The 22,184-nt window shown below is 43.6% G+C and carries 15 protein-coding genes and 5 tRNA genes; 12 read left to right on the top strand and 8 right to left on the bottom strand.

All coding sequences use genetic code 11. The annotated features are described in order from the left end of the window. Positions 1-8: 8 nt before the first annotated feature. Both L3V33_RS17725 and L3V33_RS17720 read right to left on the bottom strand, forming a co-directional pair. Positions 9-1,115 (bottom strand): efflux RND transporter periplasmic adaptor subunit, encoded by a 1,107-nt coding sequence (locus L3V33_RS17725; RefSeq protein WP_065207387.1) that lies wholly within the window; start codon positions 1,113-1,115, stop codon positions 9-11. Positions 1,116-1,133: 18 nt separating this feature from the next. Then, positions 1,134-1,715 carry a TetR/AcrR family transcriptional regulator gene (locus L3V33_RS17720; protein ID WP_017076482.1) on the bottom strand — a complete coding sequence of 194 codons (582 nt, stop codon included), beginning with the start codon at positions 1,713-1,715 and terminating at the stop codon, positions 1,134-1,136. Positions 1,716-1,895: 180 nt separating this feature from the next. Between L3V33_RS17720 and rep the strand changes: the two genes are divergently transcribed. After that, on the top strand, positions 1,896-3,914 hold the full coding sequence (gene rep / locus L3V33_RS17715; protein ID WP_017076483.1) for a DNA helicase Rep: 2,019 nt from the start codon (positions 1,896-1,898) through the stop codon (positions 3,912-3,914). Positions 3,915-4,009: 95 nt separating this feature from the next. Here rep and L3V33_RS17710 read toward each other — a convergent pair whose 3' ends face one another. After that, complete coding sequence (locus L3V33_RS17710) at positions 4,010-4,423, bottom strand: cytochrome c5 family protein (RefSeq protein ID WP_054548019.1); 414 nt, start codon at positions 4,421-4,423, stop codon at positions 4,010-4,012. Between the two features lie 296 nt (positions 4,424-4,719). On the opposite strand from L3V33_RS17710, the gene L3V33_RS17705 reads away from it, so the two are divergent. The 10 genes from L3V33_RS17705 (at position 4,720) to L3V33_RS17660 (ending at position 13,289) form a co-directional block, all read left to right on the top strand. Next, a tRNA-Arg gene (locus L3V33_RS17705) sits at positions 4,720-4,796 on the top strand. A gap of 49 nt (positions 4,797-4,845) precedes the next feature. Next, positions 4,846-4,921, top strand: a tRNA-His gene (locus tag L3V33_RS17700). A gap of 77 nt (positions 4,922-4,998) precedes the next feature. Next, positions 4,999-5,075, top strand: a tRNA-Pro gene (locus tag L3V33_RS17695). Between the two features lie 44 nt (positions 5,076-5,119). Next, positions 5,120-5,195, top strand: a tRNA-His gene (locus L3V33_RS17690). A gap of 55 nt (positions 5,196-5,250) precedes the next feature. Beyond that, positions 5,251-5,327: transfer RNA gene (locus L3V33_RS17685), tRNA-Pro, on the top strand. 1,343 nt (positions 5,328-6,670) lie between these two features. Further along, on the top strand, positions 6,671-8,398 hold the full coding sequence (locus L3V33_RS17680) for an ABC transporter ATP-binding protein (RefSeq protein ID WP_004735537.1): 1,728 nt from the start codon (positions 6,671-6,673) through the stop codon (positions 8,396-8,398). 94 nt (positions 8,399-8,492) lie between these two features. Further along, positions 8,493-10,046 (top strand): ABC transporter substrate-binding protein, encoded by a 1,554-nt coding sequence (locus L3V33_RS17675; RefSeq protein ID WP_054548018.1) that lies wholly within the window; start codon positions 8,493-8,495, stop codon positions 10,044-10,046. A 180-nt stretch (positions 10,047-10,226) separates the two neighbouring features. Next, complete coding sequence (locus L3V33_RS17670; protein ID WP_004735540.1) at positions 10,227-11,204, top strand: ABC transporter permease; 978 nt, start codon at positions 10,227-10,229, stop codon at positions 11,202-11,204. 2 nt (positions 11,205-11,206) lie between these two features. Next, entirely contained in the window at positions 11,207-12,145 is a 939-nt protein-coding gene (locus L3V33_RS17665) for an ABC transporter permease (RefSeq protein WP_017089048.1), read from the top strand. Between the two features lie 187 nt (positions 12,146-12,332). Beyond that, positions 12,333-13,289, top strand: coding sequence for an SPOR domain-containing protein (locus L3V33_RS17660; RefSeq protein ID WP_237290925.1), 957 nt, complete (start codon positions 12,333-12,335; stop codon positions 13,287-13,289). Between the two features lie 79 nt (positions 13,290-13,368). Here the strand turns inward: L3V33_RS17660 and L3V33_RS17655 are convergent, their stop codons facing one another. Together L3V33_RS17655 and L3V33_RS17650 are read right to left on the bottom strand one after the other, a co-directional pair. Continuing rightward, complete coding sequence (locus tag L3V33_RS17655; protein WP_171328696.1) at positions 13,369-15,627, bottom strand: Ig domain-containing protein; 2,259 nt, start codon at positions 15,625-15,627, stop codon at positions 13,369-13,371. Positions 15,628-15,867: 240 nt separating this feature from the next. Then, positions 15,868-18,198: a hypothetical protein gene (locus L3V33_RS17650; protein ID WP_069595468.1), complete on the bottom strand. Its 2,331-nt coding sequence runs from the start codon at positions 18,196-18,198 to the stop codon at positions 15,868-15,870. 245 nt (positions 18,199-18,443) lie between these two features. Here L3V33_RS17650 and L3V33_RS17645 point away from each other — a divergent pair, with 245 nt between their 5' ends. Continuing rightward, on the top strand, positions 18,444-18,620 hold the full coding sequence (locus L3V33_RS17645) for a hypothetical protein (RefSeq protein WP_186732986.1): 177 nt from the start codon (positions 18,444-18,446) through the stop codon (positions 18,618-18,620). On the opposite strand, the gene L3V33_RS17640 is transcribed toward L3V33_RS17645, so the two are convergent. From L3V33_RS17640 to L3V33_RS17630, 3 genes are read right to left on the bottom strand one after another with little or no spacing between them, the layout of a single operon-like run. Then, positions 18,617-20,170: a hypothetical protein gene (locus L3V33_RS17640; protein ID WP_237290924.1), complete on the bottom strand. Its 1,554-nt coding sequence runs from the start codon at positions 20,168-20,170 to the stop codon at positions 18,617-18,619. The two genes, L3V33_RS17645 and L3V33_RS17640, sit on opposite strands and share 4 nt — an antisense overlap. A gap of 3 nt (positions 20,171-20,173) precedes the next feature. Next, a complete protein-coding gene (locus L3V33_RS17635; RefSeq protein WP_145565116.1) occupies positions 20,174-20,746 on the bottom strand; it encodes an ECF-type sigma factor in 573 nt (190 codons plus the stop codon). Further along, complete coding sequence (locus tag L3V33_RS17630) at positions 20,746-22,182, bottom strand: chromosome partitioning protein ParA (protein ID WP_237290923.1); 1,437 nt, start codon at positions 22,180-22,182, stop codon at positions 20,746-20,748. The genes L3V33_RS17635 and L3V33_RS17630 overlap by 1 nt, the downstream gene beginning before the upstream one ends. Positions 22,183-22,184: the final 2 nt, after the last annotated feature.

The following is a 22,184-nucleotide window of genomic DNA, read 5'->3' as shown; positions in this document are numbered from 1 at the left end:
GCCTCCAGTTACAGCTTAGGTGTTTCAGATGGTGGAGTGATTGCATCACTTTCAACAACCTTAACTTTGGCACCGTTACTTAGACGTACTTGGCCAGAAGTTACAACTGTATCACCGGCTTTAACGCCTTCAAGGATGTGTGCGATCTCAGCTGTACGCTCACCTACTTTTACAACATGTTGAGCAACACGTTGAACGCCGTCTTCTTCCGTAAGGATGTAAACATTGTCACCATATAAAGTGAAAGTAATCGCTGTTTGAGGCAAGGTTACTTGGTTCTCTAGCTTAGGCAGAATGATGTTAGCGCGAGCGAACATGCCGCTACGAAGTTGGCCATCATTGTTTGGAATATCCGCTTGAACTTGAATAAGACCACTTTGGATACTTACCGCTGGTTCAATGGCACTGATAGAGCCTTCAAACGGTTTCTCCGGGTAAGCATCAACAAAGATGTCGATAGCCTGACCAACATTGATACGAGAGATATCTGTTTGAGATACAGTAAAGCGTAGGCGCATCACGCTGGTATCTTCTAAACGAACGATATCTGTACCTGATTGCAGGTATTGACCTAGGTACACGTTACGAATACCCACTTTGCCATCGAAAGGAGCACGAATTTCACGGCGTTCGATAGATGCTTTTAGGCTTTCAATATCAGCAGATAGAGAGTAGTAGTTTGCTTCTGCTTCATCGTATGCTTCTTTTGAAATAGAACCTTTCTTATACAGGCCTTGGTAGCGTTTGTATTTTGCTTTTGCCGCAGGCAGGCGAGCTTCAGAACTCTTTAGATTTGCCTTTTCTACGCCAGAATCAAGGCGAACAAGAAGTTGGTCATTTTTAACATCAGTACCAGAACCAAAGGAGATTTGGTCAATAACACCGCTGGTTTCATTCGCTAGCGTGACACCTTGGTTAGGTTCGATGAAGCCGATAGCTTCAATTACTGGAACCCAGTCGATCGGCTGAACTTCAGTAACCGTTACTGGAAACTCTGGTTCAGGGCGGTTGGCCATATACTCAGCAATTTTTTGTTGTTTGAACATGTTGAACCCAATAACGCTGCCGAAAAGAAGTACAGCGATGAGTAACATGAAGAAAGTCCACTTTTTCATTATGGTCAAAACTCCGATCTAGTGTTTAATTATTGCATCCCAACTGGCTTCTATTGCAGATTCTAGTTCTGCCTCGTCGAGTTGGTAAAATCCTAAAGAATGCTTTCGCGCTAGAGATACGCTAGCCGCTAAGCTCAAGCCACCTAATACTTCGTTATTAAGTGGTTTAAACAGTCCTTGCTCTTTACCTTCATTAAATAACAGCTCAACTTGGGCAAACATTTCACGTTCTAGTTCCCTGAAGTTGAGGCTATTTTTGATGGGTAGAGAGTCATACTGAACCCGATTTTTTATCGCGGCTAAGTTCGTTCCTGCTAAGTTCCATATGTTTAACCACATAGTACGATAGCGTTGCTTAATTGGATCCGAATCATTAACCCCTTCTTGAACAGCATCTGCTACCCGTTGAGTCACGAGCACTCGAACATCATCGATCAAGTGGTCTTTATCGTCGAAGTAGCGGTAGATAGTGCCTGCAGCCACTCCTGCTTCTTTTGCTAATTTTTGCATTGAAAGGCCTTGAAAACCGACCTCTGCAATTAGCTTTTCAGCGGCAGAAAGTATTTGTTGGCGTTTATCCTGAGGTGCATGAGTTGTCATCTTTCAATCACCAATGAATGAACGTTCATTCATTATAGCCCAAGAACCATACACATGTGCAACAAAGTTTTACACAAACGCCGTAAAAATCTTGTATAAGAGAACGTAGCATTCGTGCTATTGCAGCATTATTATAGGCGCGCAATTGAATTCGCCCCTCTAGACCAAATTGAGAATCAAATGAGACTGAACCCAAGACAAGATGAAGCCGTGAAGTATGTTTCTGGCCCCTGCTTAGTATTAGCGGGCGCTGGGTCGGGTAAAACACGTGTTATCACCAACAAGATTGCTTACTTGGTTCAAGAGTGTGGCTACAAGGCTCGTAATATTGCAGCGGTAACCTTTACCAATAAAGCGGCACGTGAGATGAAAGAGCGTGTAGGGCAGAGCTTAGGGAAAAATGAATCGAAAGGGTTGATCGTTTCTACCTTTCATACCATGGGGCTAACTATCATTCGCCGCGAGTACAAAGCTCTGGGCCTTAAAGCGGGCTTCTCGCTGTTTGATGACCAAGATCAGTTAGCTCTACTTAAAGAACTAACCGAAACACAGATCGATGGTGATAAGGATCTGCTGCGTTCTTTGATGAGTACAATCTCAAATTGGAAGAATGACATGCTGACGCCAGATCAAGCGAAAGCAAGAGCTCAAGGCGAACAAGAACAGCTTTTTGCATTCTGTTTTGAGATGTATCAGAAACAGATGAAGGCCTATAACGCGCTCGATTTTGATGATCTGATTGCGATGCCGGTATTGTTACTGAAAACCAATCAAGAAGTCCGTGAGCGCTGGCAGTCTCGCATTCGCTATTTACTGGTCGATGAGTATCAAGATACCAACACCAGCCAATATGAGTTGGTTCGTTTATTGGTGGGAGAACGTGGTCGTTTGACGGTCGTAGGTGATGATGACCAATCTATTTACTCATGGCGTGGCGCAAAACCACAAAACTTGGTTCTGCTAGGTGAGGATTACCCGAACCTACGTTTGATCAAACTAGAGCAAAACTACCGCTCGACCAGTCGCATCTTGCGAGCAGCGAATATCTTGATTGCCAACAACCCGCACGTCTATGAGAAGTCACTGTTCTCTGAGATCCCGGATGGTGAAAAGCTCAAGGTATTAAATGCTAAGAATGAAGAGCATGAAGCAGAGCGTATTACCGGTGAGATCATCGCTCACAAGTTTTTGAATCGCACAGAATACAAAGATTACGCAGTGCTTTACCGAGGTAATCACCAGTCGCGCTTGATTGAAAAAGCCCTGATGCAGAACCGTGTACCTTACAAGATCTCTGGCGGTACCTCTTTCTTTGCTAGAGCTGAGATTAAAGACATCATGGCTTACCTACGTGTGTTGGTGAACCCTGATGATGACAACGCCTTCCTGCGTATTGTGAATACGCCACGTCGTGAGATTGGCCCGGTGACTTTAGAGAAGCTAGGCAGTTACGCCAACATGCGTGGTAAGAGCCTGTATGAAGCAAGCTTTGAGATGGGATTGGAACAAACATTGACTGGGCGAGGTTTAGAAAACCTGCGTCGCTTCGGCGATTGGATTGTTCGAATTTCAGATAATGCTGAACGTGGTAATACAGTTGAGGCGGTTCGCTCTTTGGTTCGTGACATTAATTACGAAGATTGGCTCTACGAAACCTCTCCAAGCCCGAAGGCCGCAGAGATGCGAATGAAGAACGTGTCTGATCTTTATAGCTGGATTGTGGCCGACCTCGAAGGTGACAACTATGATAAAGAAGAGAAGACGCTACGAGAGGTTGTTCAACGTTTAACTTTACGCGACATGATGGAGCGCGGGGAAGATAATGACGATGCAGACCAAGTTCAACTAATGACATTGCACGCTTCGAAAGGCCTAGAGTTTCCGTATGTATTCTTGATGGGGGCCGAAGAGGGCATCTTGCCACACCAAACCAGTGTTGATGAAGGTAATGTAGAAGAAGAGCGTCGTCTTATGTACGTAGGGATTACGCGAGCGCAGAAAGAGCTGACTTTTACTAAGTGTCGTGAACGTCGTCAGTACGGTGAATTGATTAAGCCAACACAAAGCCGCTTCCTTGACGAGTTGCCGCATGATGATGTGGAGTGGGAAAGCGTTAAGAAACCACAATCCGCTGAAGAAAGAATGGAAAAAGGACAGGCACACATTGCTAATATTCGTGCGATGTTCAACAAAAAGTAGCGTCTGGTTCTGAAAGCATTAAATAGAGACAAATAAAAAGGTGACCATAGGGTCACCTTTTTTGAATTGGGTATTTTTAATTACAGATCGGTAAATTACAGACCAGCAATCATGTGCTCGATAGCATCTTTGATTTCGTCGTCTGAGCAGTCCATACATGAACCTTTCGCTGGCATTGCATTAAAGCCGTTGATTGCGTGGTTAGCTAGGATATCGCGACCTTGAGCAATACGAGGTCCCCAATCACCAGCATCACCTGTTTTAGGTGCGCCACTTACGCCAGATGCGTGACAAGCGATACAAAAGGTACCGTAAACTGTTGCGCCATCACGAGGGCCTGTTGGTTCTGCGGCTACTGGTTCGCTGCCGACTAGGTAAACTTGACCAACTGGTTTGATGCGTTCAGCAATTGCATCTTGCTCTGCTTCGCTAAGGCCTGAAGCCATTGCGCCAGTTGAAAAGGTTAAAACTGCGATGACAACGCTTAAAATTCGACGAGACATATCCATTAAACTCACTTTACATTCCCAAGGTAAGTACGTGCTTACCAATTTATAGTGTTGGAGGGTGTTTTGGCTTAACCAGCAAAGAGCAACTGTTAAACCAATGTAAATAATGGGTGATTATATCCCGATAAGTTGTTGCAATAAACAACAACTTATAAGCTGTGGCGGGTTGTAGTACTCAAATAAGGGGTTTATCACATATTAACTGTCGAAAAAGAGACCAAACAGAAAAAAAAGTTAAAAAAGTACTAGACGGCATTGGGTGATATACGTATTATTCCACTCCGCCGACAGGGCATGCGCCTGTAGCTCAGCTGGATAGAGCGTTGGCCTCCGGAGCCAAAGGCCGAAGGTTCGAATCCTTTCAGGCGCGCCATCCGGTCTCTTACTTCGGTAAGTGAGAAATTGGCAAAAAAGAAATAATGGTGGCTATAGCTCAGTTGGTAGAGCCCTGGATTGTGATTCCGGTGGTCGCGAGTTCGAATCTCGTTAGCCACCCCATTCTTTCTTTACAAAATATCGGTAGCTTCGGCTTCCAGTGTTGATTCATTATTCCCAAGAATCGATACAAAATTAGTCGGTGAATAGCGCAGCTTGGTAGCGCATCTGGTTTGGGACCAGAGGGTCGGGGGTTCGAATCCCTCTTCACCGACCACTATTTCAATAATCGCTTTTAAGCGGTTATATAAAAAATTAGTGGTGGCTATAGCTCAGTTGGTAGAGCCCTGGATTGTGATTCCGGTGGTCGCGAGTTCGAATCTCGTTAGCCACCCCATTAATTTTGGTAGCTTCTTTGAAGTTCCCAGTTTGAGAAATCAAACAAAACGTCTCGGTGAATAGCGCAGCTTGGTAGCGCATCTGGTTTGGGACCAGAGGGTCGGGGGTTCGAATCCCTCTTCACCGACCACCTTAAGAAGCCTCGTCAGAAATGACGGGGCTTTTTTACGCCTGGAATTTAGATAATTTGAGACCAGAGGGTCGTGGGCTGGATCGCCAGTCCGATCAAATCCCTCTTCACCGACCACCTTAAGAAAGCTCATCAGAAATGATGAGCTTTTTTTCTATCTGGAGAAAAGATAATGGTGTATTCGGGGGCTGGAAGCCCAGTCGCATCAAATCCTTCTTTACCGACCACCTTTAAGAAAGCTCATCAGAAATGATGAGCTTTTTTTCATCTGTAGATCACTAGGCTGGAACCCTAGTGGGGTTCGTCTGATGTTCAAAGAATCTCTCTTCACCGACTACATTAAGAAGCCTCAGTCGAAATACTGGGGCTTTTTTGCATCTGGGATTTATTTAATTTGGGACCAGAAGGCCGTGGACTTGCCGCCAAGCTGATAGATCGCCAGCTCGGTGGTTCGTCAGGCCGCAGGAAGCGCTTCCGCGCCGAATCTCTCTTTATTTACCACAATAGAGATTTCAGTCGAAAGGTTGGGATTTTTGACATCTGTCGTTTCAGTTATTCTTGATTTTGAATACTGAGAGCCTAAATATTTCAACGCCTTGCTTGATGTAGCCTTGGTAAAATCCATATTCTATATAAGGCGATCTCTTGCCTTTTTTCTAGATTATCGCGCCTTTCTAGAGGTGTCTGCTTTATTAAATGAGCTGATCGATATCTAATTTTATATAAAATTCACCGCCAATCATTCGACAAATTAATAGGTTTGGTCTAAAGATTTCTATGAAAAGTGAAATTTGACGCTAAATATGTTCCCTAAGGTCTGTATTTGACAGTTTTCTTTACATCAAGTCGCTCAAAATCGTCTCCATTTTAGTAAGTCTTTCGTTTCACTGGTTGGTATTCGCTGAAATGATGTGAGGGGTAATATATATGGCCAATATGCCTTCATCTGGTTGTTTTGTTTGCTTAAATGATAAAAATTAGCGTTTGTTTCTATAGTGTTAATTGTTTTTTGGAATAATTATTTGTTTTTATTGACTGGTAGTGAGATCTGCTTTTAACCATAGGTTTAACTCTACAAGTAAGTGGTAGTAAGGGGTTTGTGAGTATTTATTATCGACAATAGAATGTTGATTTTTATTACTATATGCTCTCTGGGTGAATAGTTATGTGGTGCTTTTGCTTGTTAAGCGTTTAATGTCGACTTTTTATCCTATTTTTGTTGCTTTTCTGTGAATTATTTGCCAAATTGTCAACCGTATAAAATATCAGAACAATATTCTGGTAAGAATGGATTCAATTTTGCAGACAGGGCAGAGAGCTGCCAAAGCAGTAGAGGTCTGGTAATGTCACTTTTAGAAGTAAAAAATCTTCGTATCGAATACCCATCTCGTCATGGAGTTCACGCAGCAGTAAAATCGCTTTCGTTCAACATTGAACGTGGTGAGATTGTTGGCGTTGTAGGGGAGTCTGGTGCCGGTAAATCAACAGTAGGCAATGCTGTGATCGATCTACTGAGCCCTCCTGGTCGCATTGCTAGCGGCGAGGTATTTTTGGATGGCGAAAAAGTCTCTGGCCTATCTCCTGAACAGATGCGTTCTGTTCGCGGCTCAAAGATTGGTTTTATCTTCCAAGACCCAATGACTTCTCTTAACCCTCTATTCACAGTAGAGCAGCAGTTAAAAGAAACGATTCATGCCAACATGAAGGTTTCGGATCAAGAAGCTTACCAACGCTCATTAGACTTGATGAACCAAGTTGGTATTCCGCAACCAGAAAACCGTTTAAAGCAGTACCCACACCAATTCTCTGGCGGTATGCGTCAGCGTGTTGTTATCGCGATCGCATTGGCAGGTGAACCTGACTTAATCATCGCAGATGAACCAACAACCGCACTGGATGTGTCTATCCAAGACCAGATTTTGGGTTTAATTCGCGACCTATGTATTAAGAAGAACGTAGGTTGTATGTTGGTCACGCACGACATGGGTGTCGTATCTAACGTTACCGATCGCGTAGCGGTTATGTATCGTGGTGATTTAGTTGAGTTTGGCCCGACGGCGAAAGTCCTTGGTACTCCTGAACACCCTTACACGCACAGTCTTATCTCAGCGGTTCCGCGTTCAGATCGTAAACTCGATCGTTTCCCTCTTGTGAGCTACATCGAAGAAGCGCACGAGATGGAACCACTTGATGTGAAAAACCACTGGTTAGGTCAAAGCCAAGATCACCGTGATTACACTGGCCCGTTGTTGAATGTTGAAAACGTCAACTTACGCTTTACCACCAAGGATTCTTTCTTTGAGAGTCGTCGTGAGTACGTTCAGGCGTCAAACAATGTGAGCTTTGAAGTACACGAAGGTGAAACTTTTGGTCTTGTGGGTGAATCTGGTTCGGGTAAATCAACGATTGCTCGTGTGATTGCTGGCTTGTACGCACCCAACTCAGGCAAAGTGACCTTTGAAGGTATTGACCTTACTGGGCTTAAGTCTGAGAAAGAGCGTCGCCCAATGCGTCGCCAAATGCAGATGGTGTTCCAAAACCCATACACATCAATGAACCCTCGAATGAAGATCTTCGACATCATTGCTGAACCTATCCGATTCCATAAGCTTACGCGCAACGAGAATGAAACTCGTCAGATCGTTCACGACCTGCTAGAGCACGTTGGTTTAGGCAAGATGGCTGGAGTTAAATACCCACACGAATTCTCAGGTGGCCAACGTCAGCGTATTTCTATCGCTCGCGCCTTGGCAACTCGCCCACGTCTTCTGATTTGTGATGAACCTACGTCGGCGCTGGATGTGTCGGTACAGGCTCAGATTCTTAATCTATTAAAAGACTTACAAGACGAGCTCAACCTAACCATGCTGTTCATCAGTCACGATTTACCGGTTATTCGTCAAATGTGTGATCGTGTTGGTGTGATGCAAATGGGAGAGCTATTGGAAGTAGCGCCAACAGAGCAGTTGTTCCAATCGCCTCAGCATGAATACAGCAAACACCTAATTTCTTTAATGCCTGAATTTACGGGTTTAAGAGAAGAAAAAGCAGTGGCAAAAGCCGCGATATAAAAATCAGCAGGCTGGAGTTTGGCTTGCTAAAAACAATAAACAGACGCAAATACAACAACTAGGGATCTGGATTCCCGCATGAAGGAGTTATGCAATGAAAACCATGAAAAGCAAATTAGCAGTAGCTTTAATGGCAGCTGGCCTAAGCTTTAGTGCAGCAGCAGCAGATATTACCGTTGGCTACGCAGCTGACCCGGTATCACTTGACCCGCACGAGCAGCTGTCTGGTGGCACACTGCAAATGTCTCACATGGTGTTTGACCCTCTAGTACGTTTCACTCAAGAGATGGATTTTGAAGGCCGCCTAGCATCTAGCTGGGAGCGTGTTGATGATACGACTTTCCGTTTTAACCTACGTAAAGGTGTGAAATTCCACTCTGGTAACGAACTGACTGCTGATGATGTTGTGTGGACTTTTGAACGTCTACAAGCTTCTCCAGACTTTAAGTCTATCTTCACGCCATACGAAAAAATGGTAAAAGTGGATGACTACACAGTTGAGCTAGTATCAAAAGCGGCTTACCCACTAGTACTACAAACAGCAACTTACATCTTCCCAATGGACAGCAAGTTTTACTCTGGTCAAACAGCGGAAGGTAATGATAAATCTGAGCTAGTTAAGCACGGTAACTCGTTCGCTTCGACTAACGTTTCAGGTACTGGCCCATTCATCGTAACTCAACGTGAGCAAGGCGTTAAAGTAACGTTCGAGCGTTTCAACGATTACTGGGACACAGAAACTGAAGGTAACGTAGACAAGCTAACACTTGTGCCAATCAAAGAAGATGCAACGCGTGTAGCAGCACTTCTTTCTGGTGACGTGGATATGATTCACCCAGTAGCACCAAATGATCACAAGCGTGTTAAAAACGCTAAGAACATCGATCTAGTAACGCTACCTGGTACTCGTATCATTACGTTCCAAATGAACCAAAACAGCAACGAAGCACTGAAAGATGTGCGCGTTCGTCAAGCAATCGTTCATGCGATTAACAATGAAGGTATTGTTAAGAAAATCATGAAAGGTTTCGCGACAGCTGCTGGTCAGCAAAGCCCAACAGGCTACGCGGGTCACAACGAAGATCTAGTTCCTCGTTACGATCTGAAAAAAGCGAAAGAGCTGATGAAAGAAGCGGGCTACGAAGATGGCTTTACACTAACTATGGCAGCGCCTAACAACCGTTACGTGAACGATGCGAAAGTAGCGCAAGCGTCTGCGGCAATGCTGTCTAAGATTGGTATCAAAGTTGATCTTAAGACGATGCCTAAAGCACAGTACTGGCCTGAGTTTGACCTATGTTCAGCAGACATGATGATGATCGGCTGGCACTCAGATACAGAAGATTCAGCTAACTTCAACGAGTTCCTAACGATGACTCGTAACGAAGAGACTGGCCGTGGTCAATACAACTGTTCTGGTTACTCAAACCCAGAAATGGATGCGATTGTAGAAGCTTCTAACACTGAAACTGACCCTGTTAAGCGTTCTAAGATGCTGAAAGGCGTTGAAGCAACACTTTACAATGACGCAGTATTCGTACCTCTACACTGGCAAAGTGAAGCGTGGGGCGCGAAATCTAACGTAGGTGCAGCAGACGTAGTAAACCCAATGGTTATGCCTTACTTCGGCGACCTAGTTGTAAAATAATCTAGCTTGCTAGAATCGAGAGCCTGAAGCTTTCAGGCTCTCAATATTATTAAGATATAGATTTAAGTTTCGGTATTTGGTCTTCCTTCAGTCTGGCTAAATACCTTTTTTAAGACTGAATTTTTTGTTGTCTAGTCGCGGATTTCGATTAGACAGTCATGGATAGATAAGGGGCAAGGAATGGTTACGTTTCTGGTCAAGCGCCTGTTTCAGGCACTGATAGTGATGTTTGTGATCAGTTTGGTGGCGTTTGCCATTCAGGATAACCTGGGCGACCCGTTACGTGAGTTAGTCGGTCAATCTGTTTCAGAGGCGGAGCGTCAAGCGCTACGCGATGAACTCGGCTTAAATGATCCCTTCGTTACAAAATATACTCGCTTTATAGGCGCAGCCCTACAAGGTGATCTTGGTACTTCATATTTCTTTAAACGCCCTGCTGTGGACGTAATTTTAGACAAATTGGTCGCGACGCTTGAACTTGTGTTCGGTGCTTCTCTGATTATTGTTTGTCTGTCGATTCCATTAGGCGTTTATTCTGCAATACACCCAAAAAGTTTCTTCACTAAATTGGTCATGGCGGGTAGTAGTATCGGCATCTCGGTACCTGTTTTCTTAACTGCAATCATGCTGATGTATGTGTTCTCTATTGAGCTAGGTTGGCTACCGTCATTTGGACGTGGTGATACTGCAAACTGGTTTGGTTGGGAGTCTGGCTTCTTAACGCTCGATGGCCTTGCACACTTGGTACTGCCGAGTATTGCTCTAGCATCTATCATGCTGCCTCTTTTTATTCGTCTAGTTCGTTCTGAAATGCTAGAAGTTCTAAGTTCTGAATACATTAAGTTTGGTAAAGCGAAAGGCCTAGCGCTAAACAAAATCTATTATCAACACGCATTGAAAAACACCATGCTACCGGTTCTTACTGTTGGTGGTGTTCAGATTGGTACTATGGTGGCATACACCATTCTTACTGAAACGGTTTTCCAGTGGCCTGGCACAGGTTTCTTATTTTTAGAAGCGATCAACCGTGTAGATACACCGCTGATTACCGCATACGTTATTTTTGTTGGTCTTATTTTCGTAGTGACTAACACGATTGTTGATTTGCTTTACGGTGTTATCAACCCAACCGTTAACATCACAGGGAAAGGAGCATAATCATGGAACAGACATCGACAGTGCCGTCTCGCTGGGAACGTTTTAAGCAATCAGATATTGTGTATTACTTCTTACGCGACAAAGTGGCAATGGTGAGTTTCGCCATTTTCTCAATCTTTTTAGTGATGGCATTAGCAGCACCTATTCTAGCGCCAACAGACCCGTACGACGTGACATCGATTGATATCATGGATTCAGAGCTGCCACCATCATGGATGGAAGACGGTGAAGAACGTTTCTTGCTCGGAACGGATGAGCAAGGCCGCGATATTTTATCTACCATGCTTTACGGTTCGCGCTTATCACTGACCATTGGTTTCTTAGCGGTAGGCCTACAACTGACGCTTGGTATCATCATTGGCTTGTCTGCGGGTTATTTCGGTGGCCGTATTGATAGCTTCTTGATGCGTTTCGCTGATGTTCAGCTTTCGTTCTCAACCATGATGGTTGCGATCATTGTCTCGGCTATCTTTAAGGCTAGCTTCGGCAGTGACTTCTATGCGCAATATGCCGTTGTTATGCTGGTGGTGATCATCGGTATTGCTGAATGGCCGCAGTATGCTCGTACGATTCGTGCATCGGTATTGGCTGAGAAGAAGAAAGAATACGTAGAAGCGGCACGTGTGATGGGCTTTAGAGCGCCTCGCATCATGTTCCGTCATATTCTGCCTAACTGTTTATCTCCAATTTTGGTTATCTCTACGGTACAGGTGGCAAATGCCATCATGTCAGAAGCGGCACTTTCTTTCCTAGGTTTAGGCCTTCCGGTAGACCAACCATCACTGGGTGCTCTGATCAGTACAGGTTTTAACTACATTTTCTCAGGAGCATGGTGGATCACAGCATTCCCAGGTGTGCTTTTGATAACATTGGTTCTAGTTATTAACCTATTAGGCGACTGGTTACGTGACGTGTTTAACCCTAAAATTTATAAAGGGTGATAGCTCTGATTGATTTTTAGATAAAAAAGTCACTAAATTAAGAGCCGTAAGCAATTACGGCTCTTTTTTTGCTTAATGGATCTGGAACTTAGTATCATTGATAGTGTCAATAATACTTAAAATGGAATTCATGTTTTATCGACATAGATTCGGTAATAATTAGCCCGTGAGGGTTTAAGTGGTGGTTATGAAATTGACAATGAATGCTGTATGTCGTGCTGTGACGAGAAATTATCGTATGGGGCTTATCGCTGCATCCCTTTTGGTCTCGAGCCAAGTGAGTGCAGAGTCGGTTCTATGTGATGCCACTCAAGCAAGCACTAACCAATTACCACAGCTAGAGCAATCATGTCCGATCGGCAAGGGTGTTTGGGGAAGTAAGGCGCCTAAACGTCATTCAGATAACGAGCTGTTTTGGGTTCAATGTGGCCTGCTGAATAAGCCTTTGTCACTGAACCGAGCAAAGCCCCTATATGAGAAGATCTCGACCAACGTCTGGATGAAGCCTGAAGGCGGAGACTATCGTTGCTTAATCGGACCTTATTCTACCTTCTCTGATGCGAGAAAAGACTTAGCTCAGGTGCGCAAGGTTCCCGGTTATGGTGAAGCCTTTATTCGCATGGTCGATAAGTCGAAAACCTCATCACAGCCTATCGTTGCAAAACCGGCAGAGCCAAAAATGGTTAAGCCTAAGGCCCCTGTAAAACCAAAACCTGCTCCGAAACCTGTGGCTGCGAAGCAAGCGGCAGCGGTAACGAGTGCTGCAGCTATTCAGACGCTACCAAGCGGTAACGCGAATTCAGACAACGATTTGGAAATCGAAATCCGTGTGACAGCCAATGTTGCGGGTAGCCAATATGCGATTCCTTACCTTCTAGACCATCAGCAGCAGTTCTATATGGAACAAGGCAAGCCTTGGAGCCGTCTAGATTACGATAGCGCTGAGTTGGTGTGTAATCAGGTCAACATGAAACTGATGACTGAAAAGCAATGGCAGAGCATCTTGAGCTCAAAGGTTATGGAAAAACAGAACTGGCCAATGCATCTCCCTTATTGGGGCACAGATAAGAAAGGTCTGTTTACTAACGGTAACGTAAATCAATTGAAAGGTTCTTCATTGCTTAATGTGATGTGCGTGAAGTAGCGTTAAGAGTCTTGGAGTTACCGTAGGCCGAAAGGCACAGACAAAAGAAACCCCAGCGATGTGCTGGGGTTTTTTTATGTTAGTCAATTGACATCATTGGTAGGCTATTTACAATGCTGAACATTTTGTCTTTATCAATAGAGTACAGACCGTATTCAGGCGCTGATTGGTAGACTTGGCCTGGTACTTGACCTGGTTCACGGCTCCATTTCATACCGATGTAAAAATCTCCAAAATCACGACCGATATAACGGAAGCGAGTTTTGTAATCCGACATTTCACCCGTTTCTTGTGCTTGTAGTAGTGGGTTGTTTAAATCATCAGCCACTAGAGTCCACTCTCCCGGAGTATGGAAACCTTCTGGCATAACAGAGTCATAGTCATAAGTTGTTTGGTCATAGCTGTACTGGCCAAAACTGTATGTTAGCTGCGTGCTATCATCTTCACCTTCGCTTTCTACCATCAAATCAAATTCAACGATACCTTCGTTTACTTTATTCTCAACAGGCTGAATATGAGCGAATGGCATGTTTGTTGAGTCTAACCAGAACAGTTCATCAGTACCGATCTTTACAAGAATTTGATATTGGGTTTCGCCATTTACTTCCGTTTTCTTTTGGTAAAGCATTTCGTAGCGACTTTCGCCGTCATCTAGCTTTCCATCGCTCAGACTTACAGGCCAGCAATCTTTCTCTTGAGAATCTAAGTATCCAGTTGCATCATCAAGTTCGGACAGCATCTCTATGATTTCACTACCGTCGTCAAGACCTAATCCACTATTTCTGAAGCTATAGCCTATGTTCGCTTCATAAGGCGAATTGTCACCATTCGTTGCGCCCCAGCAGAATTTCAAACCACCAGTTGAGTCGTTCTTCATTAAACTAGCGTAAGCTATTTCACCGTCATTTGGAGCAAAACTACCCATCTTCCACTCTTGGTTGTTGAAGTGTGCTTCCGTAAATCCCAGTTCTGGTGCTGGTGGCTCTATAGGAGCTCCTTCTAATACGTGAGGCATAAGTAATAGAGATTCTTCAGACTCTGCACCATCATTGTCAGTAACAGAGATAGTAATCTTGCCAGCTTGGTTCCATGGGCGATCAGGTGTGCCAGAAATCGTAATGATTAGATTTTCTAGATCTGTATCGCTTGATAGGCCAGGAACGACACCGCCAAGCCCAACGCTTGTACGGCGAATATGACCATCAGCGTCAGTAAATAGGTTGCTAATGTCGATATCTTGAGAGAAAGCCTCCCCCTCTTGCAGGTACCAAGTATCTACTTCTTCCAACTGAAGGCGCGCTTGTTCTGCTTTGTTTAGGACAGGTGCTGTATTGTCCGCTTCAACCGTTACTTTTAGATTTAAAGGGTAAGACAGTGATTGATGAGAATCTTTTGCGAATATTTGGTAATTGAACTCACCTGCTGCTTCGGGCTTTCCACCAATAATACCAGTTGTACTATCAATGTTCAGACCATTTAACTTCCCTGTAAGCTCTTTTAGCTCATAAGTTAAGGTATCGCTTTCAGCATCACTAAAGTTAAGAGACGTATCGATAGGAGCCCAAGCATCACCTTTAATAATAACAACAGGGTTTAGGCTACCATTCTCTTGATCGTGTGCTGGGCGAGAGTTTGGTGTGACAATAGGTGCGCCACCATCTTCAGGTACTTCAACAACAGGAGAAAAATCTTCTAGGTTCTCGGTTGGATCATCGATAATCTTTTTCGTTTCTTCTGCGATAGAATTGGTTAGCTGTAGCTGTTGCTCAACAGAAATGGTTGAGTTGTCGACTAATGTCTCACCTATGACGTTAAGTGCTTCTGCTTCTTGTGATTCATCAGCAATGTAGTCACCAAAAATCAGAGTGTCAGACGCTTCAAGCCCTGAGTCAGTGATTGACTTCACCACATTCTCTCGAGATTGTTCTAGAGTAAGGCTGCTGTTTGCTTCCATTTGCTCAACAACCATATTGGTCATCGGGCTAACAACAGTAGCGCCAGCAGTTGTTGCTAATTCAAAGTCGGAGCTTACTAAGCCGCGAGTTTTATCGATAGTTTGACCAGCAATGGCTTTAATAAAAACAGCTTTGTCTTTGTACTCATTTGGAAGAGTAATTTCACCGTTTTCATTGGTGTTGCTATCAAGCTGTTTATCTTCTGAATCTAGTTTTAGGTTGCCGTTTGTATCAATCCAAACTTGTGCATTTTCTAAGTAACCATCGATGGCAGTAATCACGATACCGCCTGGGGTTGCTTCGTCAGATGAACCACCATCTGAACCGCCACAACCTGATAATGCAATAGCCACTGACGCTGCTAGTAAACTAACCTTCTTCATTCTTTCCATCCTTACCGAGTGAAATCTATTATTTTTTTGAAGTTATATAAAAACGGGCTAGTTTTTACAGCTTGTATTCGGTAGGTGCAAGATACGAAAATTAATAGAAAATCCGTAAAAATTGTCATTAAAAACAATTTGTGGAATTGGTTATTTGCAATGTGTATGTTCGGGGTTGATCGTATTGGTTGTGGGAATGAAAACCCCGCCGGAGCGGGGTATTGACATCAATGTGTTCCGTTAGTCTTTGTTAGAGATGCCTGTCCATTCAATGTTGAATTTAACTGCTTCTAGGTATTCGCTATCGCTGTCTTTTACCTTACCAATTACGCTGTATACGTTATTAACAGTTAGTGCTGGTAAGTCAAAGTCAACAGATGCATAGTTGACGCCGTTTTCTTCATTTGTGTAGCACTCAATCGGTGTGCTATTGAACTCTTTAGATTGCAGTGAATCAATATCTTCACCTGTGAAGTAAAAGCCTGAGAAGAATTCTTTAACGGTTTTACATGTAAAATCATTGTTTGGAACATCAAAGTATAAATTTGCGTCCATAGTACCTTCATCACCGTTACTTATATCTTCAGTTAGCGATAAAGTAATAACGCCAAGGTTGTAAGTTATGTCTGCTTCTGCTGGTAAGTAAGCGTTAAAGCCGCGCTCATCACCTGACATTTCAGATGTCACATTGATGCGCTTTTCGATGTCTGCTTTATTGCTGAAATATGTGTATCGTTCTGCTGAATCTTCAGTAGAGTCTTTCATTCGGTGAATGATTGTTTTAGCACCAGTAGAAATATCATCTGCGTCTTCAAACACTTCGACTTGGAAGGTTTCAACTAGGTTTTGTCCATCTTCTACGAACTCAAATGTCGCAAAAAGCTTACCGTCGATAACTTCGTAAGTTGCATTTTCAGTTTGAGTATCAGCAGCAGAACAGCTTGTTTTATTTGCGATGCTTCTTACGTTGCCTAGTACAATGCCGTCTTCAAACTTGATTGAATCACACCAGATGCTTGCGTAGTTCTGCTCATTTTCACCGTTTGAACTACCGTGCTCTAGCATGTACCAAGTCTTACCTTCTAGAGGGTGAAGGTCTGGTTCTGGAACCACACCTTCAGCGACTTTAGGTATCAACATTTCTTGGTAAGCTGCAGCGCCTTCGTTATCAACACCACCAACCATGAATGCTTCAGAAGCGTCAGCAGCCGTTGCTTTGGTTGGCGTACCCGAAATGGTAATGATTGGGTTCGTACCTTCTTGTGGAGATACAGTTAGCCCTGGGATTGTCATAGCACCAGTACGGTAAGAAACAATGTCACCATCTTTGTCTGTGAATAGGTTTACAATATTGATGGTTTGTTCGAATGGAACGCCAACCTCTAGCTGCCAGTTGCTAATTTCAGCTTGTAAAACATTATATTCCGCATGGTCAACAGTAGGAACTTGGTTCGCAGCTTCAATTTTAACGTTGAAAGTCGCGATCGCAGAGCCAACGACTTCCGGTGTTAAGTCTTTATCTTCTGCCGTTAAAGTAACTTCAAAGTCACCAGAAGCATTGATGTAATCTGATGCGAATAGAGTCAGAGTATTATCTGTTAGAGTGACAACAATACCGCTTGCTGCTGGGATGTTGTGAGTAACAACTGGTGTGATTAGGTTTTGGTCTTTATCAACAAATAAGCCCGTTATATCAAGAACGATATTTGATGAGCTACCATTCTCTTCTAGTATTGAGATTTTACCTTGCTCTGTTTCTAAAACGCTTGCTGTTACAACCAGCTTATTGTTGGCTACAACAACAGGGTCAAGATCGTCACCAGGAGCTGCATTATCTCCAATAACTGGTTTTAAATTGTTGTCTGCTAGTTGTGCTGGAGTTAGCGTATCAACGATCGCATCTGCTTTTTTTGCAAACTGCTCGGATTTTTCTACATAAGTAGTAGGGTTAGCCGCTTTCGATTCCGTTAGGATCTGTGCTGTTTTGTGTAGTTCAGCATTTGCATCAGCACCTGAAACGAAATCAGAGTAAGGGTCGATAGGCGCTTCTTCTGTGCCACCTAAAGCTGTGCTAACAATCGCTACTGCTTCTTCTTCAGTTACTGGCGCAGCGTCTGTGCCTTTTGCCATTTCAATCGCAACTAAATCGGTAATTGGAGAGATTACATCCGATGAAGTTGGAGCTCGGAACACAAGCTCATGAGCCATTGCTTGAGCTGGGTGATCCATATCGATTGTGTATTTGCCCGCGTATTTGCTGCTATCGTGGTTCGCAAGTGCAGTTTGCACTGCGCCGCTAGGTGTTAGTGTTTGAAGTGCTAGTGCACCTGAAACGTCGCCAGATATCTCAATTTGGCCTTGGTCGTTAGTAAGACCGAAAATAACGTCAGATCCAATGTCCAAAACGCCATTGTTGTTTTTATCATCAAACACAACCGCTTGGTTAAAGTAACCATCAAAACCTGTAATTGTTACACCGCTCGGAGAAGGCGAAGTTGAATCACCATCTGAACCACCACAGCCTGTTAGGGCGAAAGCCACTGACGCTGCTAGTAAACTAACTTTTTTCATGTCATATCCTTTGTAAAGAGCTCTAGCCAAGCTCTGTTTGCTTATTGTTTTGAGTTTTATATTTCCCTGGTGAATGTTTTACTGGGTATAGATCGTTTTATCAACACACGTAAATTCTGAAAAAATCCATAAAATATATTTGATTTTATTTATAGGTTTCGAGTTTACGACTGTCGTTATCAAGCGGATGTCGAAGGAACGGTGAGTTATGAAATGATGTAGGGGTTACATTGGGTTAGTATGCGGTGTTTGGTTATGAGAAACGCTTCCAATCGGATACTGAAACTGTGATGACCATGTATTGTAAAACCATGGTTGATGGAGTGTGTACAGATTACGTAACAGAACAAAAAAATGCGACCTTACCTGAAGCCGATACTTATATATTCAGTACCGGCTTACAGGCTCTTTGGAACTTCTAGGCGTTAGGGTCTAGATATTGAACATTGAGTTTGATCTCTTCGACTTTATGACGCCACTCAGTTTTAGGGCGAAGGATTATGCTAAAGACTTCCCCATGCTTGAATTCATCGAATTCGAGAAAGTCGACATCAAAGTAAGAGTATTGAAGGTTGCCCAATGGCTGCTCATCACACTCGATAGGTTCATAGGCCTCACCGATGGTTTGTCCGATGATCTCACCGTACACCCCTTGCCCGCCGATAGAATAGTGATCAAACTTGTTGAGTAAATCTTCGCAAATAACCGTTGTATTGTAAGACTGTATATTGAGGTCGCCATCCATCTTGTCCGGCCAGGTGGGGTCTTTTAGTTGGTAATTACCAATGTGCATGCCATACCAACCAAGGTAGTATTGGCCATCGTTGGCGAGATACATGTAGTTCTGCATAGTCATCTGCAGCGCTTCTAAGCCTGTTGTGGTATTTATACGCTGTTCTATTTGAGTTTTTGAGGCGAGCGTATAAGTTTCATAGTCATTGTTCATTTTCACTTGTGCCACATGAGCGGTGGTGAAAGTAGGGTGACTTGGGTACGTCTCTAAGATTTTCCAGCTCATGTCATTGTCAAATATTGACTGGGTGCTAGAGGCGATAATAGTGTCGTCATCAACATAATAACTCCCCACTTTCCTCAGTTCATATTCATTTGGGCAGGTGGTTAAGGTGTTCGAAGATGCGAAGAACACTTCATCATTGATGAACTTAAAAGCTTCGCAGTATACCTTTTCATAATTGTAAGTTTTGCCTGCAAATCGATGGCTGGTTTCCAGTCGATACCAAGTTTCACCAATCAAAGGGTGCAAGCCATCTTCCTCTAGCCCTGAAGAGATTGAAGGGAGAGAAAAGCTGGTCGTAACCCATGCATTCTCTTCTGAACCATGGTAATTATCTTTGGCGCGAGCAATAAGCTGAGTTGGCGCCTCACCTGCTTTCGGGGTGCCTTGGATGCTTGTCTTTCCACCGAGATTCGAAACAGAGAACTTCGGATGATTAACGGCGATTTGTGTCGTCAGTAGGTCATCATCAGGATCTTCAAATAGTCCTGTAATATCAACCGAGTGGTTAATCGGAGAGTTTTCCGTTAAGGGCCATTGATTGATTTCGTGTTGAATACTCTGTTGGATCGCTGAGTTTACTTGTGGTTTTTGATTGCGGTCTGTTCGTTCGCCTTCATTTGACACAATCAACGTTTGAGTAACAGTGTCAATTGGTATGGATTCTTCTCGTAAAAACTCAGGCTCTACGGTGGCAGTCAATGCAGAGGTAGCCACGACCTTGAGCGCCTGTTTTGGTTTACTTTCAATGAAAGTCTTTAGGGATGCTTCTGAATCATTCGATGGAGTGGAAGCTGCCTCGTTTGAGCCAGTCCTAGAGAACGCCGGGTAGGATAACGATGACTTGGTTTCTTTTAACAATGACTGAATGGACGGTTCTTGCGAAGCTAACCATGATGGAAGCCCAAACAAACTACTACACCCAACTAACACAGCAAGAGATACACGTTTTTTCATGCGTTATACCAATTTGCTCTGTAGCCAACAGCGAGAGAACTTAAGATCTTTCTCAATCAGGCTTGCACTACATTCTAGGAGCTCGCTGATCTCTCTATTTTTCAGACCCATTAAGTACTTGAGCTTGAGGGCTTGAGACTGCCGAGGATAATGAATACTGAAGTTATCTATCGCTTTATTCATGATCATTAATTGCTCGAACTTATCGTCTGGGCTGTCGCTTTGTATGGTTATCTGTTGGCGTTTTTTTGCCTGAAGGTGGCGAGCATTATCGATTAAAATCTGACGCATCACTTTTGCAACCATAAGGAAAAAGTCTTTTTTATTTTTGATCGATTGAAGGTCAGACGAGGAGATCTTCAAGTAAGCGTCATGAATCAAAGCAGTCGTGCTGTTCATGCTGTCGCTCAGTACTTGATTATTAGCACCATATTTTTGGGCGCTGCGAGACCGTTCTTGTTGAGCAATGTGTCTTAGTTGTAAATAAGCAAATTGATATAAATCGGTTTCGGCACTTTTATCGCCGGATTGCCATTGTTGGATGACTTGTGTGATATCTGGAGTTGCAGTAGCCATTAGCTGTTAGACCTCACCTTGGTAAATTCGGAAACGGATAAGGTGCTGATATTATGTGATTTGTCAGGGTTTAGTGAGATTTTTTGTTTGAATCTGTAGAGTATGCCTTGATCCCAATCTTGACCTGCAGGTAAATATTCCCATGCGGTGAAATGCTGCTGTGGTACTGAGTCATACCAACGCACGGTGACATTCATCTGGGCAAGAGAAGTTGTAGGCTCTGGGTTAGTTAGCCACCACATATCTCCAAATTTTTCTGTAACCTCTTGCGTGTATTGCTGGTGGTTTGTTGAGCATGTCTCAGTGTCGCTTGGGCCAAGAAAAATGCGTTTATCTTTAATGAGTAGGCACTCATTTATGATGTCGGCTTGTTGATATTGAGTATGTTGCCAAACACCTTCATATGGGATGTGATTGCCGCGATCATTGGTGTAGGTAAACCAAATCATCTCAGCTTTGTTTGAATGACGGATGTGGTCTTTCTGTCCTAAACCTTGGGTTTTTTCCATCAATAGCTCAGTTTCTGTATCAAAATCCAATGCAACGGTACGGTACTTCCAGTCCCCTTCATCGTTGTAGTCTTCAATTGAGAATCCACTCAAATCATGGCGTGTGCAGCCTTTTTGAGCGCAACTGGTAAAGCCTGTCCAACCATCGCTGTTGGATAATGGCTCGCGAATGATCTTCTGGGGTGTCTGGTAAGGGCGTAGGTTACATCCGTTAAAATAGTCGCCGGTTCCTGGGAACTGAATTAGTTCTGTGTCTGTGATTTGGTAACTAAGTTCTCCAATTGGACCTTTGTATTTTGGATTAGTGTGGTGAGCTAAGTCGTAAAAGCAGGCGCGTCCGGCATAGTCTTTCTTGGCAATAATAATGTTATGAAGCACTTTATCTTTCGGAGAAAAAATGATTTCCTCCGAGGCAAAGTTATTCTTGATGTATTCTTGGCTCTGGTTGAGGTGTCTTGCAGCTTCTTTGACTGAAACAAGGTCAATGCCTAATTCTTGAGCATCTAAGTAGCTTAAGTCGAGATTTTTGAGCTTCTTTTGAAACTCTACGTCAGATAAAACTTTACTCGCTAAGATGATTTCATCACGGTGTTCTGGCGTGTCATCGAGTGACAGCAGTAAGCGGGTCATATTGATGCTGCGGCTTGGACGTGTCGATGACAAGGTAGGGGTGATGATTTCTTGCCCTGATAGTGTCGTCAATAGGTAGCCGGAGTTATCAGTGCCAATAAAAAAGCTGACGATATCACCTGAATTGTATTGGAATGCCCCTTTATCAGTGGTGCCCGAAAGATTGGAGCTGGTTTCGTAGTAAAGTCCTGATACTGGGGAATCAATAAAATACCCGGTGAGAGGTTCGCTACCATTAGCACGAATGTAAAGGCTTGTTGAATAGAGAGTTATCAGTAGGAGAAGTATTTTTTTCATAA

Source organism: Vibrio sp. A2-1 (assembly GCF_021728355.1).
Taxonomy (GTDB): Bacteria; Pseudomonadota; Gammaproteobacteria; order Enterobacterales; family Vibrionaceae; genus Vibrio; species Vibrio splendidus_K.
The sequence above is the reverse complement of the archived record's forward strand: the minus strand, read 5'-3'. Positions and strand labels throughout refer to the sequence as shown.

What these genes read in the sequence shown, in the direction of transcription:
- L3V33_RS17725 (WP_065207387.1), bottom strand. Translation starts at nt 1,115, where the DNA reads ATGAAAAAGTGGACTTTCTTCATGTTACTCATCGCTGTACTTCTTTTC.
- L3V33_RS17720 (WP_017076482.1), bottom strand. Translation starts at nt 1,715, where the DNA reads ATGACAACTCATGCACCTCAGGATAAACGCCAACAAATACTTTCTGCC.
- rep (WP_017076483.1), top strand. Translation starts at nt 1,896, where the DNA reads ATGAGACTGAACCCAAGACAAGATGAAGCCGTGAAGTATGTTTCTGGC.
- L3V33_RS17710 (WP_054548019.1), bottom strand. Translation starts at nt 4,423, where the DNA reads ATGGATATGTCTCGTCGAATTTTAAGCGTTGTCATCGCAGTTTTAACC.
- L3V33_RS17680 (WP_004735537.1), top strand. Translation starts at nt 6,671, where the DNA reads ATGTCACTTTTAGAAGTAAAAAATCTTCGTATCGAATACCCATCTCGT.
- L3V33_RS17675 (WP_054548018.1), top strand. Translation starts at nt 8,493, where the DNA reads ATGAAAACCATGAAAAGCAAATTAGCAGTAGCTTTAATGGCAGCTGGC.
- L3V33_RS17670 (WP_004735540.1), top strand. Translation starts at nt 10,227, where the DNA reads ATGGTTACGTTTCTGGTCAAGCGCCTGTTTCAGGCACTGATAGTGATG.
- L3V33_RS17665 (WP_017089048.1), top strand. Translation starts at nt 11,207, where the DNA reads ATGGAACAGACATCGACAGTGCCGTCTCGCTGGGAACGTTTTAAGCAA.
- L3V33_RS17660 (WP_237290925.1), top strand. Translation starts at nt 12,333, where the DNA reads ATGAAATTGACAATGAATGCTGTATGTCGTGCTGTGACGAGAAATTAT.
- L3V33_RS17655 (WP_171328696.1), bottom strand. Translation starts at nt 15,627, where the DNA reads ATGAAGAAGGTTAGTTTACTAGCAGCGTCAGTGGCTATTGCATTATCA.
- L3V33_RS17650 (WP_069595468.1), bottom strand. Translation starts at nt 18,198, where the DNA reads ATGAAAAAAGTTAGTTTACTAGCAGCGTCAGTGGCTTTCGCCCTAACA.
- L3V33_RS17640 (WP_237290924.1), bottom strand. Translation starts at nt 20,170, where the DNA reads ATGAAAAAACGTGTATCTCTTGCTGTGTTAGTTGGGTGTAGTAGTTTG.
- L3V33_RS17635 (WP_145565116.1), bottom strand. Translation starts at nt 20,746, where the DNA reads ATGGCTACTGCAACTCCAGATATCACACAAGTCATCCAACAATGGCAA.
- L3V33_RS17630 (WP_237290923.1), bottom strand. Translation starts at nt 22,182, where the DNA reads ATGAAAAAAATACTTCTCCTACTGATAACTCTCTATTCAACAAGCCTT.